The following is a 14,900-nucleotide window of genomic DNA, read 5'->3' as shown; positions in this document are numbered from 1 at the left end:
GCCCCGGGGCCACCGCTCCTGCCGCCGGGCCGTTCGGGTGCCAGGGTCCCGGTGCCAGGGCCCGGTGGGCGCCGGCACGGCGGGCCGACGCGACCGCACGCGATCCGTGACGGCCCCGCCCCGCCCGGGGCCCGCCGCTGTCCCCTCGTACGCCCGTCACCCCGAGGGAACCCGCCGCCGGACCTCAGCCGACCCGCCCGGAACCACGGCACCACCCGGCACCACCCGGCACCACCCGGCACCACAGCACCACCACAACCCACCGCCGACCCCGCCGGACCTGCGGCACGGCCCGGACCACGGCACCGCCCGGAACCCCGCACCGACCCGCCGCCCGGTCCGCTCAGCCCCGCCCTTCCCGCACCGGAGAGCCGTTCCCCGCACCGGAGAGCCGAGGAGAGTCCGTTCCATGTCCGACCCCGCGCCCGACGCGCCGCTCGACCCACCGCCGCCGCCGTCGGTGCCGCTCGACCCGCCGCTGCCACCGCCGTCGGCGTCGCCGCCCGCGCCCGCCGGGGGCTTCGACCTGGCCCGGCTGCTCGCCGACCGTGGCGGCGAACGCTACGAGCTGCACACCCGCCATCTCAACCACCAGCTTCCGCGCATGCTGCGCACCATCGGCTTCGACAAGGTGTACGAACGGGCCGAGGGCGCCTACTTCTGGGACGCCGACGGCCAGGACTACCTCGATATGCTCGCCGGTTTCGGGGTGATGGGCCTCGGCCGCCACCACCCCGTGGTGCGCCGAGCCCTCCATGACGTCCTCGACGCCTCCCTCGCCGATCTGACCCGCTTCGACTGCCAGCCCCTGCCCGGTCTGCTCGCCGAGCGGCTGCTGGCCCACAGCCCCCATCTGGACCGGGTCTTCTTCGGCAACAGCGGTACGGAGGCGGTGGAGACCGCCCTGAAGTTCGCCCGCTACGCCACCGGCCGCCCCCGCGTCCTCTACGCCGAGCACGCCTTCCACGGACTGACCACCGGTGCGCTCTCGGTCAACGGCGAGCCGGGTTTCCGGGACGGCTTCGCCCCGCTGCTCCCCGACACCGCCGTCCCGCTCGGCGACCTCGACGCGCTGGAGCGCGAGCTGCGCCGGGGCGATGTGGCGGCGCTGATCGTCGAGCCGATCCAGGGGAAGGGGGTGTACGCGCCACCGCCCGGCTATCTGCGCGCCGCCGCCGCGCTGCTCCGCCGCCACCGGGCGCTGCTGATCGCCGACGAGGTGCAGACCGGCCTCGGCCGGACCGGCGCGTTCTACGCCTACCAGCACGAGGAGGGTGTCGAACCGGATCTGGTCTGTGTCGCCAAGGCGCTCTCCGGCGGCTATGTCCCGGTCGGCGCGACCCTGGGCCGTGGGTGGATCTTCGAGAAGGTCTACTCCTCGATGGACCGGGTGCTGGTGCACTCCGCCAGTTTCGGCTCCAACGCCATGGCCATGGCGGCCGGTCTCGCGGTGCTCTCGGTGATCGAGGAGGAGGGGCTCGTGGCACGCGCCCACGCCACCGGGGAGCTGCTGCGCTCCCGGCTGGCGGCGCTGGTGGACCGCTATGAGTTCCTGCGGGAGGTGCGGGGCCGGGGGCTGATGGTCGGCATCGAGTTCGGCCGCCCGTCCTCGCTGGCGCTGCGGGGCCGCTGGACCATGCTCCAGGCGGCGCGCAAGGGTCTCTTCGCGCAGATGGTCGTGGTCCCGCTGCTGGCGCGGCACCGGATCCTCACCCAGGTCTCCGGTGACCGGCTGGAGGTGATCAAGCTGATCCCCCCGCTGACGATCGGCGAGCGCGAGGTGGACCGTTTTGTGACCGCCTTCACGGCGGTGATGGACGAGGCCCACGCGGGGGGCGGACTGATCTGGGATTTCGGTAGGACCCTGGTCAAGCAGGCGGTGGCGGCCCGCTGAGCGCCGGATCTTTGCCTCTGAGGCAAGAAACTTGCCTCAGAGGCAGTTTCCTGGCGCAATGGACCCATGCAGAGTCCTCCCGAGGGCCACGCCCCGGACCTCACGCCTCCCGCCGGAGACCTGGCCGACGAGTTCCCCGACGTCGCGCCGCGACTGCGCGACCTGCGCCGTCGCCGCGGTCTCACGCTGGAGGCCGCGGCCCAGCGCGCGGGGCTCTCGCCCGCCCATCTCTCCCGGCTGGAGACCGGGCGCCGTCAGCCCTCGCTGCCGATGCTGCTCAGCCTCGCCAGGATCTACGGTACGACGATCGCGGAGCTGCTGGGGGAGCTGTCCCCGGAGCGCGACCCGGTCATCCGGGCCGGGCGCCGCGAACCGGCGGCCGCCGACGGCTGGACCTACCACCAGGTGGGCTCCCCGGGCCGGGCCATGCAGGCCCTGCGGGTGATCGTCCCCTACGGCGCCCAGGGCGACCTCGTCCGGGTCCATCCCGGTGAGGAGTGGGTCCACGTCCTGACCGGACGGCTGCGGCTCGGCCTCGGCGAGGTGGTCCATGAACTGGGGCCGGGCGACAGCGCCCACTACGACTCGCTGACCCCGCACCGGCTCGCCGCCGCCTCCCGTGAGGGCGCCGAGCTGCTCTTCGTCCACACCCTGCTCCAGAGCCCGGACCTCCATCCGCACCACGGAGTCTGAGCCACCCGACCCTGGTCCCGCACACCCCACAGGAAGGCCCGACATGTCGCAGAACCCCGCCGCCCCCAAGAGCGCCGAAGGCAAGGGTAAGTTCCCCCGTGGCCTGGTGATCCGGCTCTTCGCCTATCTGATCGCCGGGCATGTCTTCGCCGGGTTCCTCTACCTGCTCTTCGAGATGGGCGCCAAGTAGGCCCGCCCGCCCCGGACGAGCGCCCGCCCACCGCCGACGGGCCGTGCCCACACCGGGGCACCGCCCTCCCGCCGCATCCGCCACCACGCGTGTCGCATCCGTCGGGGCTGTCCTATCCGTCGAGCAGCCGCTCCCGCAGCCGCTCCCGGGTCGCCGCGGTGAGCCCCAGACCGTCCGTGAGATAGCGCTCGGTCGAACCCCAGGTCAGCTCGACCTCGTCGAACGCCGCGTGCAGATACTCGCGCCGGGCGTCGAAGAGCGGGCTCAGCAGTTCCATCACCTCCGGTGACATCCCGCCGGGGGCGTTCTGCCCGCGGCTCACCCGGTAGCGGCGGTGCGGATCGTTGGACTTGAGGTAGTCCGCCTCGATCGCCTCCCGCTCCACCCCGACGGCGAGCAGCGCGACCGCTATCGACAGCCCGGCCCGGTCCTTGCCCGCCGCGCAGTGCATCAGCGCGGGGACGCTGTCGTCGGCGAGTTCCCGCAGTATCCGGCCGTGCTCGCCGGTGCGCTCCCGCACGATCGAGCGGTACGAGTCGACCATCCGTCCCGCCCCCTGCCCGTCCGCCAGGATCGACCGCAGCAGCGGCAGGTCCCCGTCCCGGATCACCCGCCAGAACTCGGCGCCGTCCGCCGGATCGCTCAGCGGCATGTTCACGTTCCGTACCCCGGCCAGCTCGACATCGGGGCCCTCCAGCCGGATGTCGGCGGCGTTGCGGAAGTCGAAGATCGTGTGCAGCCCGAGCGAGGTCAGAAAGGCCGTGTCGCTCTCGGTGGCATGGGCCAGGTGCCCGCTGCGGTAGAGCCGTCCGTGCCGCACCGTACGGCCGTCGACGGTCGGCAGTCCGCCGACGTCGCGGAAGTTGCGTACCCCGGACAGTTCCGGTTCCGGCTCCGGCTCCGTCATCGGGGGCGGCGACACGTGCTGCGTCACGGCGGCTCCTGAAGGTCACGGCCGGCGCTGATCGCCGACGATGGCGTGTTCCCGACGATACGACACGCTCTTCACGGGCCATCCACTTCTCCGGCGGTGTCAGGGCGTTGCCGAGGGCCGTCCGGCCGTCGGATGATGTGCGGGCCTGTTCGAGCCTGTGCGTAGCTGTGACGAGCCGCGGTCTATCGGGGGGTCGGCATGATCGAGAGCGCGGGGCAGGGCCGGATCTGGATCCTGTCGGGGCCGACCAGCGGTTATGCCCTCCACCTCACCGACGGCGATGAGCTGCTCCATCTCCACTGGGGCCCCCGGATCACCCCCGCCGACGCCGAGGCGCTCGCCGCCCGGGGCCTGCCGCCCGCCCGGCCGTTCGAGTCGGCGCTGGACGGCCAGGAGGAGTACCCCGTGGAGGGCGGCCCCCGTTTCGCACGCCCCGCGCTGAGCGTCCGTACCACGGGCGCGTCGGGCATCCGGGGAACCGAATGGGTGTACGAGGGGGCCGAGGCCGACGGGGACGTCTTACGGCTCCGCTTCTCCGACGCCCCGCACGGGCTGGGACTGACCCTGCACTACCGGACGCACCCGGACTCCGATGTCGTCGAGCGCTGGATCACCCTCACCCATGAGGGCCGGGGCCCGGCACTGGAACTCCTGCGCGCCGACTCCGCCGTCTGGACCCTGCCCGAACGGGACGGCTGGCGGCTGAGCGGGGCGCACGGCCGCTGGGCCGCCGAGTCCCGGCTGACGCGCACCCCGCTGCCGCCCGGCGAGACCGTGTTCGGCAGCCGCCGGGGCCACACCGGTCACCAGCACCTGCCCTGGGCCGCGCTCGACGAGGGCGACGCCACCGAGGAGCGGGGCGAGGTCTACGGCTGCGCCCTCGGCTGGTCCGGCTCCTGGCGGCTCTGTGTCCAGCGGCTGCCCGACGGCCGGGTCCAGCTCACCGGGGGCGCCGGGCACGATGACTCCGGACTGCTGCGGCTCGCGCCGGGGGAGAGCTACACCTCGCCCGTCTTCGCCGGGCTGTGGAGCCCCGGCGGCTTCGGCGGCGCCAGCCGCGCCTGGCACGCCTGGCAGCTCGCCCATGTCATCCCCGGCGCCGACCGCGAGCGGCCCGTCCTCTACAACTCATGGGAGGCGACCGGGTTCGACATCACCGAGGAGCGGCAGCGCCGGCTCGCCGCCCGCGCGGCGGCCCTCGGGGTGGAGCTGTTCGTGGTCGATGACGCCTGGTTCGGCCGCCGCACCAGCGACCGCGCCGGGCTCGGCGACTGGACACCCAACCCGGAGCGTTTCCCGCGCGGGCTCGCGCCGCTCGCCGACGAGGTGCACGCGCTCGGGATGGAGTTCGGGATCTGGGTCGAGCCGGAGATGGTCAACCCCGACAGCGAGCTGTACCGGGCCCACCCCGACTGGGTGCAGCACCACCCGGGCCGGCGCCGCACCGAGTTCCGCAACCAGCTCGTGCTCAACCTCGCCCGTCCCGATGTCCAGGAGTACCTCTGGGACTCTCTGGACACCCTGCTGCGCAGCGCCGCCGTCGACTATGTGAAGTGGGACTTCAACCGCTGCTTCACGGACCCGGGCTGGCCGGGCGAGGAGTATCCGCAGCGCCTGTGGGTGGACCATGTCCGCGCGCTGTACGCCCTGCTGGACCGGTTGCGCGCGGCGCACCCGGGGGTGGCGTTCGAGTCCTGCTCGGGCGGCGGCGGCCGGATCGACCTGGGCATCCTCTCCCGTACCGACCAGGTGTGGACCTCCGACAACACCGATCCGCTGGACCGGCTCGCCATCCAGCACGGCTTCAGCCAGCTCCATCCCGCGCGGGTGATGGCGGCCTGGGTCACCGACAGCCCCAACGTCCAGCTCAACGGCCGCCGCAGCTCGCTGCGGTTCCGCTTCGTCAGCGCGATGGCCGGGGTGCTCGGGGTCGGCGGTGACCTCACCGCCTGGAGCGAGGAGGAGCTGACCCAGGCCCGTGACTGGGTGGAGCGGTACAAGGCGATCCGGCCGCTGGTGCAGCACGGCGCCCAGTACCGGCTGCGCCCGCCCGGTGGCGGGCTGAGCGCGGTGCAGTACGTACGGGACGGGGAGAGCGCCGTCCTGGTCTGGCTCCAGGCCCAGCACCACGGCGAACGCCCGCCCCGGCTGCGGCTGCGCGCCCTGGACCCCGCGGCCGGCTATGTCTGTCAGGACACCGGGGCCGTCCACCGGGGCGCGGTCCTGCTCCACCACGGGCTCGACACCGGCCTCACCGGCGACCTCGATGCCACGGTGGTCCGGCTGCGCCGTCAGTGAGGGGCAGTACGCATCAAGCCTGACCGATTTAATCGGTATTCACAGGTATTTCAGCGGTATCTAGCGGATATGCGGCATTACCTCTTACCTGCCCTGGTTCGGCGGGAGATGGCGCACCGCTGGTGACCGGGATCATAGTGGTGACGGTCCGTGCTGACTGGGGCGGCGTCAACTCCGGACCCCGTTCCGGAGTTGACCGGCGACGGTGCACACAGGGTGATCGGATCTTCCCGACTGCGAATAAATCGATCTTTGCGGAGACGTCGGAACGGCTTGTTCCGTTCCTTGTGGCTCGTCTACGGTCACGGCCATCCGGACGGCCCGCCGAATCCTGCCGCCGCCCGGACCCACCGTCGACATCCACGCGTGGCAGGAGCGGGGGACCCAGGTACAGCGCCGGCCGGAGAGATCCGGGCGGCTCGGGGTGAAGTCGCGCGTCCGCGCGGCCGGGCAGCTCCAGCCCGAACCCGACAGCTCACCTCGCAGGCGCCGGAGAGGACAGCGCCATGCCCGGAAAGGGTAAGCACCGCCGTACCAGGACCAGCGTTATCACCCGGCGATTCGCCATCGCCGGAACGGGAGGCGCGGCCCTCGCGCTCCCGCTGATCGGCGCCACCGGTGCGCAGGCCGCACAGCCGCTCGCCGCCCCGAGCGCCAGTGTCAGTGCCAGCGCTGAGAGCGTCGCGTTCGCGAAGCAGAAGTCCGCCGAGACCGTCACCTATCAGGTCGTCGCGGGCGACTGCCTGTCCGCCATCGCCGCCGAGCACGGGGTGAACGGCGGCTGGGAGCGGCTCTACGCCGACAACCGTGACGCCGTCGGCGCGGACCCCTCGCTGATCCGCCCGGGTCTCACGCTCACCCTCGGCGCGAAGTCCGCCGAGGCGGCGCCGCAGCAGAGCGCGCGGACCGAGCCCGCCGCCGAGCCGGTGGCCGAGACCAGTGCCGAGACCAGTGTCGAGGCTGTCGCCGAGCCCGCCGCCCCGGCCGAGGTCACCCCGGCCTCCGCCGTGACGCCCTCCGGCGGTTACACCACCCCGCTGGAAGGGGTCTCCGTCAGCACCGCCTACCGTGCCTCCGGCGCGATGTGGTCCAGCGGCTACCACACCGGCGTCGACTTCTCCGCGGCCGGCGGCACCCCCGTACGCTCCATCGGCCCGGGCACCGTCGTCTCCGCCGGATGGAACGGTTCGTACGGCAACGAGGTCGTCATCCAGCACACCGACGGCACCTACTCCCAGTACGCCCATCTCTCCGCCCTCTCCGTCTCCGCCGGGCAGGGTGTGAGCGGCGGCGACGAGATCGGCCTCGTCGGTTCCACCGGCAACTCCACCGGACCCCACCTCCACCTGGAGGTCCGCACCGGCCCCGGGTACGGCTCCGACATCGACCCGGTCGCCTACCTCCAGCAGAAGGGCGTGACCCTCTAAGGTCGCCGCCGTCCCCTTCCCGGTGGTGGACACCCGGGCTCACCGCGTCCTGCGGTGACCCTCCTGGATCCCCATGGCCCGCCCCCGGCGGACCATGGGGATCGCGGTCTATTCCTCATCACGCGAACTGAACCGGTGGGATAGATCACCACCCGTCAACCCCTCCTTACGGTCGCGTAGGTCACACCTGTAAGGACAAGATGAGTGGGTGGCTGACCATTCGAGAACAGAGAGCACGGGCGGAATCGGGTCGTACGCGGCGATCGGTGACAGTTTCACCGAGGGCGTCGGAGACCCGGGCCCGGACGGGTCCTATGTGGGATGGGCGGACCGCTTCGCGGTGCTGCTGAGCGAGCGCGTACCGGCGGAGTCCTTCCGTTACGCCAATCTCGCGGTCCGGGGACGGCTCCTCGACCAGATCGTGGCGGAACAGGTTCCCCGGGCGAGGGAGCTCGCCCCCGAACTGGTGTCGTTCTGTGCGGGTGGCAACGACATCATCCGGCCCGGCAGCGACCCCGACGACGTGGCCGAACGCTTCGAGCGCGCGGTGGCCGAGCTGACCGGGGCGGTCGGCACGGTGATGGTGACGACCGGCTTCGACACCCGGGGCGTGCCGGTCCTGCGCCATCTGCGCGGCAAGATCGCCACCTACAGCGCCCATGTCCGGGCCATCGCCGACCGCTATGACTGCCCGGTGCTCGACCTCTGGTCGCTGCGCTCGGTCCAGGACCGGCGGGCCTGGGACTCCGACCGGCTCCACCTCTCCTCCGAGGGACACGCCCGGGTCGCCCTGCGCGCCGCGCAGGTGCTCGGCCTCGACGTGCCCGCCGACCCCGACCAGCCCTGGCCGCCGCTCCCGCCGCGCGGCACCCTCGAAGTACGGCGCGACGACATCCACTGGGCCCGGGAGTACCTGGCGCCGTGGATCGGACGACGGCTGCGCGGCCAGAGCTCCGGCGACCACGTGGCGGCGAAGCGCCCGGACCTGCTGCCGCTCTGAACCGGCGGGCCCGGTGACCGGATCCCCTGCGCGAGGGGTGGGCCCGGCGACCGGGCGGCGCCGAGTGGACACGTCCCGGGCGCGGGGGTGACGCGCGCCGGGTCCCGGCGGGGGAGATGAGTGGCGCGAAGTCGACCCCGCCCTCCCGCAGTCGCTCCCGCACCAGCCGTCCCGCCCAGTCATCGCCGACGAAGTCCAGCATCAGGGTCCTCAGCCCGAGCGCCCGGCAGCCCAGCGCCACATGGCCACCGGTCTGACCGGGCCACTCCCGCACCGGGCCGACCCCATGGGAGTCGGCGAGGGGAACGGGCAGCGCGTCGACACGGACCACCGTGTCCACCCCGCCGCCGATGACGATCACATCGTGGAGCGGTTCTCGCTCAGTACGCGGGGACATGGCCGCCCAGTATGGCCGGGCCGGTACCGGCCCGCCCCCGGGGGCTCCGCCCTACGCGGACTCAGCGCGAGGACGCCGTCAACTGGGCCCGCTCCAGGCCCAGCTCACGGGCGAGCGCGTCATCGGTCCAGGTCAGCATGGTGGACCGGGAGAGCGAGCCGCTGTAGGAGGTCATCTGCACGGCCAGCCCGTCCAGGAACGCGGTCAGCCGCCAGGCCGCCGCCTTCGGGTCCGGGCAGGGGAACTCGCCCGCCGCCGCGCCCTCCGCGATGACCTCGGTCAGCGCCGCCTTCCACTGCTGGTCCAGCTCCCCGGCGACCTCCCGCAGCGCGGGCTCGCGCAGCGCGGCGGCCCAGCTCTCGATCCAGAGCCGCCAGCCCTTGGCACTGCCCGTCGGCGCGTACCACCGCACCGCCGCCCGCAGCCGCCGCAGCGCCGAGGTACGACGGCCCAGCAGTTTGCGCAGATGGGCCAGGTCGCCGTCGGCGGCATGGGTGAAGGCGGCCGCCACCAGCTTCTCCTTGGTGGAGAAGTGGTAGAGGACAAGGGCGTTGCTCACCCCCAGCGCCGCCGCGACATCGGCGATCCGAACCGCCGCGACCCCGCGCTGCTGGATCTGCGCGACGGCGGCGTTCAGAAGCTCCTCGCGCCGCTCCGCGACGCTCAACCGGACTCGTGCCACGCGCTCACCCTACACATCCGATCTTCACAGAAGCGATGGGTACGTGAGGGCTGAATCAGCCGTTCGCGCCGACCACCCCGTGCGCGTCCAGCGCGAGGGCGCCCGAGGGGTGGACGAGGAGCGGGTTCACCTCCAGCGCGGTGAACTCCGGATGCTCCGCCGCCGCGAGGGAGAGCGCCCGCAGCGCCTCGGCGGCGCCCGCCAGATCCACCGGCGGCGCCCCGCGCCACCCCCGGAGCAGGGGCGCGCCCCGCAGGGAGAGCAGCAGGTCACGCGCGTGCTCCCGGGTGAGCGGGGCGAGGCCGAGCGCGGTGTCCGGGGTCAGTTCCGCCCGTACACCGCCCAGACCCGCCAGCGCGACCGGGCCGAACGCCGGATCGCGGCGGACCCCGATCATCAGCTCCACCGCGTACGGCGGGGCGGCCATCGCCTCCACCGCGTAGGACCGCGCCCCGGTCGCCGCCGCCATCCGCGCGAAGGCGGCGCGGAGTTCGCGTTCGCCGCCGATGCGCAGGGCCACCCCGCCCGCCCCGGTCCTGTGGGCGAGCCCCATCGCCTTCAGCACGACCGGGGGACCGATCCGGCGGGCCTCGGTGACGGCGGTGTCCGCGTCGGTGACGAACGCGGCGGGCGGGAAGCGCAGCCCGTACGAGGAGAGCAGCGCGCGCACGGCCGGATAGCCGCCGTCCGGCGCGGGCGACGGCGACGGCGGCGGCACCGGCGGCACCGGACGCGTTCGGCCGCCGCGCCACCCCCGCCAGCGCCGTCGCCGCCTGCTCGATCCGCTCGTACACCGGGATCCCGCCCGCGCGCAGCTCCCTGAGGGCGGGGGTGGCGCGGGCCATGGTGTGGACGACGAGCCCGCGCCCGGAGTCCCGGGCGGCGGCGGCCAGTTCGGCGGCCACGATCCGCTCGGGACCCGCGAGTGCCGGATCGGTGGCGGCGTAGTCGCCGAAGTAGCCGGTGAGCAGCACGGTGTCGACCTCGCCGCAGCCGAGCAGGACCCCGCCGATCCGCGCGTAGGCGCCGAGGTCGGCCTCCCGGCGCCCGCCAGGTCCACCGGGTTGCGGTGTCCGGCACCCGGGGGCAGCAGCCGCGCCAGCACAGCCGCCGTCGTCGGGGAGAGGACCGGGACGCGGACCCCGCGCGCCTCCAGCGCGTCGGCCGCGAGAGCGCCCTGACCCCCGCTGTCCGCGACGACAGCGACCCGCGGCGGACCCGGGCGGGGGAGGACGACAAGGCCGGCGCCATGGCCGGTGACGGCGGGCTCGGGACGCCCCCGAGCCGGGCGCGAGTCCTGGCCGACGGCGGCGTGAGGGCCGCTGGAGGCGGCGTGGAGGGCGGCGCCGGACAGCCCCCCGGTGGGACGCCGGGTCGAAGAGGCCCGCGAGCGGGTCACCGGATAACGGGGCCGTGGTCACCGGTACCAGCCGAAGCGCTCGGATATGACCGGCAGCCGGTCGGCGACGATCGCGTGCGCGGCGGCGCGCGGGGTGGTGCCGTCCCGCTCCGCGCGGCCCAGCATCTGGCCGACCAGCTCCCGCATCGAGCGCCGGGTGTAGGCGAAGGCCGCGTCCGCGTCGGCCTCGATGTCCCCGAAGAGCGTCCACCACCACCAGGCGTTGGTGCCCGAGTTGACGACGACGTCCGGCAGGACCGTCACCCCGCGCCGCGCCAGCAGGGTCTCCGCCTCCGGGAGCACCGGCATATTGGCCGCCTCCACGATCCATCGCGCCGTGATGCGGTCCTGGTTGGCGGCGTCGATCGCGTACGAGACGGCCGCCGGGACCAGCACCTCCGCCTCGGCCGACAGCCACGCGTCACCCGGCAGCTCCAGATCGTCCGGCCGCAGCGCGGCGCGGTCCACGGTGCCGTAGCCGTCGCGGGCCGCGAGCAGCGCCTCGACCTCCAGCCCGCGTGGATTGGCGATGGTGCCCTTGATGTCGGCGACGGCGACGATCCGCAGCCCGGCGCGGGCGAGGAAACGGGCCGTCGCGCCGCCCATGGTGCCCAGCCCCTGGAGGGAGACGCGGGTCCCCGGGTACTCCACCCCGGCCCGGTCCAGCGCCGCCAGCACCGACTCGGCCACCCCGCACCCCCCGACCAGCTCGTCCAGACCCAGCCCGTCGACCTCGATCGCGAACGCGTCCGCGAGCCGCCGCCGCGCGGAGCCCTCGTCGTCCAGCAGCCGGTAGACGGCCTGCACCGACGAGACGAGCCCGGCCTCGGCGGCGGCCCGGTCGACCATGTCCTGGGTGAGCCCGAGGTCCTCCCCGGTGGTCCAGACGGACTCGATGTACGGGCGCATCGCGCTCAGATAGCGCACCAGGACGCCGTAGGCGCGCGGGTCCTGCGGATCGCAGTCGATGCCGCCCTTGGCGCCGCCGAGCGGAACGTACTTCCCGGCGGGGTTGTAGTGCAGGGCCTCCTTCATGGTCATCCCGCGCGCCAGCCCGGTGACCTCCTCCAGGGTGCAGCCCTCCCGCATTCTCAGTCCGCCGCTGGAGACACCGCGCACCAGCCGGTCGATCACCAGGTGCCCCTGGCGGCCGGTGACATGATCGGTCCAGGTGAGGGAGAGCAGGGGAGCGGTCATCGGGAGGTCTCCTCGCAGAGGGTGGGGCCGGGCGCGGTGGACGCCCCGGGTGTGCGGCGCGCCACGGAGGTGGCCGTGACGGCGGCGCCGTGGTCACGGTAGAGGCGCCGTGTTGACGGAAGGTCAACGGGTTCCGCCGGGGGCGGGGGTGGCCGTAACACGGCTGGTCGCCGGGCTGATGGCGGACCGCCGGGCGCGGCGGAGGCCATCACGTCTCCCGGCGGGGCCACCAGGCGTCCCGGGGGTGGGGTACTGGCCGGGGGTGGGGTATCGGCCGCGGGACGGCTCTGGTCCCGGGCGGGTGGTTCCGGTCCGGCGGATGGTCTCCGCTCCCGGCGGGGGGGTGCTGTTCGGGGCGGATGGTTCCGTCCCCGTGGGCGGTCTCCGTCCCTTGAACGGTCGGCTCTGTCCCGGTCGACGGTCTCCGTCCCCGTGGTGAGCCCCCGCCCACGGAAGCCGCCTTCCGTCCCGGCGGCGGACCGAGCGTCTTAGCGGCGGACCGAGCGTCATAACCTCCGGGAGATGATCAGCCGCATGATGTCCGAGGTGCCCTCCTCGATTTCCTCCAGCTTCGCGTCCCGCATCCACCGCTCCACCGGATGCTCGCGCGAGTAGCCCCAGCCGCCGAGCGTCTGGACCGCCGCCCAGGTGCAGTAGGCCGCCGTCCCGGAGGCCGTCAGCTTGGCCATCGCCGCCTCGGCCGTCGCGTCCAGCCCGGCGTCCAGCCGTTTCGCGGCCCGCCAGGCGACCAGCTCGACGGGCAGCTCGACGGATGGCTCCGACATCGCTCCTCCTGCGCCAGGAAACTGAACCGTCGGTCAGTATCGGAACGATGGGCGCACACTGTCAACGCGCCCCCGCCCCCCTGCGCCACCGTGCGCCCGATCCGTCCGGAACCCGTCGTACGGGAGGGTCGGCCGTGGTGCTGCCGGAGGGGGAGCGGGGCTCCGGAAGGGACTCGGAGGCGCCCGGAGGGACCGCGAGGAGCCACGAGGAGCCACGAGGAGCCGGAGAACCGCGGAAACAGCCGGGAACAGCCGGAAACAGCCGGGAACAGCCGGAAGCGGACGGGAACGCAGGGGAGCAGAAGGGCGCGCGTGCCGGGCGCGCGACCGTACGGGCCGCGCCGGAACACCGTCACCAGCGCGGACGTTCTCCCTCTCGGGCGGCGGCCACCCGGCCGTACCGCTTTGGCCCGCGCCGCCCCCCTCGCGCACACATAATGAGAAGACCCGACCACTGGAGGTGCCGTGACGGGCGCTGGCTCCCCGCAGACACTGAGATCCCGGTTGCGTTCCCTGCGCGCCGAGGCGTTCGGAGCGGACCCCACCGGGGCCAGATGGGAGCGCATCCGCAACTCGCCGAACTTCGCCGACGGGGTCTTCCAGAACCCCGTGGGCGCCCGGACCCGGCCGTCGGGCGCCTCCATGCTGGAGTTCGCCAAGATCTACTTCCAGAAGGAGACGCGCGCCCGCCGGGTCCCCGCCGGCCGGGTGCCGCTCCACCCCGGCACCACCACCGACCTGGCCACACCGCCCCACACCGGGCTGAGGCTCACCTGGATGGGGCACTCCAGCGTCCTCGCCGAGATCGATGGACTGCGGGTCCTCCTCGACCCGGTCTGGGGCGAGCGCTGCTCCCCGTTCTCCTTCGTCGGGCCCAAGCGGCTGCACCCCGTGCCCGCGCCCCTCGCCGCTCTCGGACCGGTCGATGTGGTCGTGATCTCCCATGATCACTATGACCACCTGGACCTGCCCACCATCAAGGCGCTGGCCGCCACCGACACCGTCTTCGCCGTACCCCTCGGCGTCGGAGCCCATCTGGAGCGCTGGGGCGTGGCGCCGGAGCGGCTGCGCGAACTGGACTGGCGGGAGTCCACCGAGGTCGGCGGGGTACGGCTCACCGCCACCCCCGCGCGCCATTTCTGCGGCCGGGGCCTGCGCAACCAGCAGCACACCCTCTGGGCCTCCTGGGTGGTCGCCGGTCCCGAGCACCGGATCTTCCACAGCGGGGACACCGGGTACTTCCCCGGCTTCCGGGACATCGGCGCCGAGCACGGGCCCTTCGACGCGACGATGATCCAGATCGGCGCGTACAGCGAGTACTGGCCTGACATCCATATGACTCCGGACGAGGGCATCCGGGCCCACCTCGACCTGCAAGGAGGGCGGCCCGCCGGAGTGCTGCTGCCGATTCACTGGGGCACCTTCAACCTCGCCCCGCACCCGTGGGCTGAACCGGGCGAGTGGACGCGGGACGCGGCGCGTGAAGCCGGGCAAGTGGTCGCGTCGCCCCGGCCCGGCGAGCCCTTCGAGCCCGCGGGATCTCTCCCGACCGATCCCTGGTGGCGGGCCGTGGCCCAGCCGATCACCCGACCCTGGCGGAAGCCGGGAGCGCCCCTGAACCCTGCCGCCGAGGAGCGATCTCCTGACCTCGCGGTCGAGGGGTGAGGGAGTAAGAACGCCGATCTCCGCGCGGCGGTTACGGAACGTCACCTGAGGGGCCTTGACGCCCCGGAGCGCCGGTGAGCCGGCGGCCCCTTGGCGCGGAGGGGCCCGCGGGGTCCCTGGGGACCTGAGGGCTCTCGCGGCGGTCTGTGCTCCGGGCGGGCGAGGGGCGCCCGGTCAGGGGGCGGGCGATGCCCCTGCCCGGAGGCGCCCGGTCAGGGGGCGGGCGATGCCCCTGCCCGGAGGCGTTCGATGGGGAAGGTGGGCGATGTCCCTGCCTGGGGGCGCTCGGTCCGGGAACGCGGGCGCCCCCGGAAGAGCCGCGATCCGCCGGTCGCACTC

At 73.6% G+C, this 14,900-nt stretch carries 13 protein-coding genes, 1 pseudogene and 1 riboswitch; of the genes and pseudogenes, 8 read left to right on the top strand and 6 right to left on the bottom strand.

Annotated elements, in window-relative coordinates:
- Positions 1 to 409: 409 nt before the first annotated feature.
- From ACFVIM_RS03365 to ACFVIM_RS03355, 3 genes are all read left to right on the top strand, one after another.
- Complete coding sequence (locus ACFVIM_RS03365; protein ID WP_384297765.1) at positions 410 to 1,894, top strand: aspartate aminotransferase family protein; 1,485 nt, start codon at positions 410 to 412, stop codon at positions 1,892 to 1,894.
- Between the two features lie 66 nt (positions 1,895 to 1,960).
- Positions 1,961 to 2,587, top strand: a complete 627-nt coding sequence (locus ACFVIM_RS03360) for an XRE family transcriptional regulator (RefSeq protein WP_384297763.1) — start codon at positions 1,961 to 1,963, stop codon at positions 2,585 to 2,587.
- A gap of 43 nt (positions 2,588 to 2,630) precedes the next feature.
- The gene (locus ACFVIM_RS03355) at positions 2,631 to 2,777 is read left to right on the top strand and encodes a DUF6126 family protein (RefSeq protein ID WP_384297761.1); all 147 of its coding nucleotides are present in this window, start codon (positions 2,631 to 2,633) and stop codon (positions 2,775 to 2,777) included.
- A 112-nt stretch (positions 2,778 to 2,889) separates the two neighbouring features.
- Here ACFVIM_RS03355 and ACFVIM_RS03350 read toward each other — a convergent pair whose 3' ends face one another.
- Positions 2,890 to 3,684, bottom strand: a complete 795-nt coding sequence (locus ACFVIM_RS03350) for a tyrosine-protein phosphatase (protein ID WP_384297767.1) — start codon at positions 3,682 to 3,684, stop codon at positions 2,890 to 2,892.
- 225 nt (positions 3,685 to 3,909) lie between these two features.
- On the opposite strand from ACFVIM_RS03350, the gene ACFVIM_RS03345 reads away from it, so the two are divergent.
- The 3 genes from ACFVIM_RS03345 to ACFVIM_RS03335 all read left to right on the top strand — a co-directional run bounded on the left by ACFVIM_RS03345 (position 3,910) and on the right by ACFVIM_RS03335 (position 8,436).
- The gene (locus tag ACFVIM_RS03345) at positions 3,910 to 6,009 is read left to right on the top strand and encodes an alpha-galactosidase (RefSeq protein ID WP_384297760.1); all 2,100 of its coding nucleotides are present in this window, start codon (positions 3,910 to 3,912) and stop codon (positions 6,007 to 6,009) included.
- Positions 6,010 to 6,350: 341 nt separating this feature from the next.
- A riboswitch (cyclic di-AMP (ydaO/yuaA leader) is annotated at positions 6,351 to 6,511 on the top strand.
- A 4-nt stretch (positions 6,512 to 6,515) separates the two neighbouring features.
- Positions 6,516 to 7,436 carry a peptidoglycan DD-metalloendopeptidase family protein gene (locus ACFVIM_RS03340; RefSeq protein ID WP_384297757.1) on the top strand — a complete coding sequence of 307 codons (921 nt, stop codon included), beginning with the start codon at positions 6,516 to 6,518 and terminating at the stop codon, positions 7,434 to 7,436.
- A gap of 208 nt (positions 7,437 to 7,644) precedes the next feature.
- Positions 7,645 to 8,436 (top strand): SGNH/GDSL hydrolase family protein, encoded by a 792-nt coding sequence (locus ACFVIM_RS03335; protein ID WP_384297756.1) that lies wholly within the window; start codon positions 7,645 to 7,647, stop codon positions 8,434 to 8,436.
- 91 nt (positions 8,437 to 8,527) lie between these two features.
- Here ACFVIM_RS03335 and ACFVIM_RS03330 read toward each other — a convergent pair.
- The 3 genes and pseudogenes from ACFVIM_RS03330 to ACFVIM_RS03320 form a co-directional block, all read right to left on the bottom strand.
- A pseudogene (locus ACFVIM_RS03330) lies at positions 8,528 to 8,833 on the bottom strand (carbohydrate kinase family protein); the annotation flags it as partial.
- A gap of 61 nt (positions 8,834 to 8,894) precedes the next feature.
- Positions 8,895 to 9,515, bottom strand: a complete 621-nt coding sequence (locus ACFVIM_RS03325; RefSeq protein WP_384297754.1) for a TetR/AcrR family transcriptional regulator — start codon at positions 9,513 to 9,515, stop codon at positions 8,895 to 8,897.
- 55 nt (positions 9,516 to 9,570) lie between these two features.
- Positions 9,571 to 10,233 carry an acetate--CoA ligase family protein gene (locus ACFVIM_RS03320; protein WP_384297752.1) on the bottom strand — a complete coding sequence of 221 codons (663 nt, stop codon included), beginning with the start codon at positions 10,231 to 10,233 and terminating at the stop codon, positions 9,571 to 9,573.
- Positions 10,234 to 10,363: 130 nt separating this feature from the next.
- Between ACFVIM_RS03320 and ACFVIM_RS03315 the strand changes: the two genes are divergently transcribed.
- Positions 10,364 to 10,696 (top strand): hypothetical protein, encoded by a 333-nt coding sequence (locus ACFVIM_RS03315; protein WP_384297750.1) that lies wholly within the window; start codon positions 10,364 to 10,366, stop codon positions 10,694 to 10,696.
- A gap of 236 nt (positions 10,697 to 10,932) precedes the next feature.
- On the opposite strand, the gene ACFVIM_RS03310 is transcribed toward ACFVIM_RS03315, so the two are convergent.
- Positions 10,933 to 12,111 (bottom strand): Glu/Leu/Phe/Val dehydrogenase dimerization domain-containing protein, encoded by a 1,179-nt coding sequence (locus ACFVIM_RS03310; protein ID WP_384297748.1) that lies wholly within the window; start codon positions 12,109 to 12,111, stop codon positions 10,933 to 10,935.
- Between the two features lie 506 nt (positions 12,112 to 12,617).
- Positions 12,618 to 12,896: an acyl-CoA dehydrogenase family protein gene (locus ACFVIM_RS03305; RefSeq protein ID WP_384297745.1), complete on the bottom strand. Its 279-nt coding sequence runs from the start codon at positions 12,894 to 12,896 to the stop codon at positions 12,618 to 12,620.
- A gap of 465 nt (positions 12,897 to 13,361) precedes the next feature.
- Between ACFVIM_RS03305 and ACFVIM_RS03300 the strand changes: the two genes are divergently transcribed.
- A complete protein-coding gene (locus ACFVIM_RS03300) occupies positions 13,362 to 14,561 on the top strand; it encodes an MBL fold metallo-hydrolase (protein WP_384297743.1) in 1,200 nt (399 codons plus the stop codon).
- Positions 14,562 to 14,900: the final 339 nt, after the last annotated feature.

Origin of the sequence: Streptomyces sp. NPDC057638, assembly GCF_042800315.1 — a bacterium.
In the GTDB taxonomy this organism is placed as follows: Bacteria; Actinomycetota; Actinomycetes; order Streptomycetales; family Streptomycetaceae; genus Streptomyces.
Note: the sequence above shows the minus strand (reverse complement) of the source record. Positions and strands in the feature narration are given on the sequence as shown.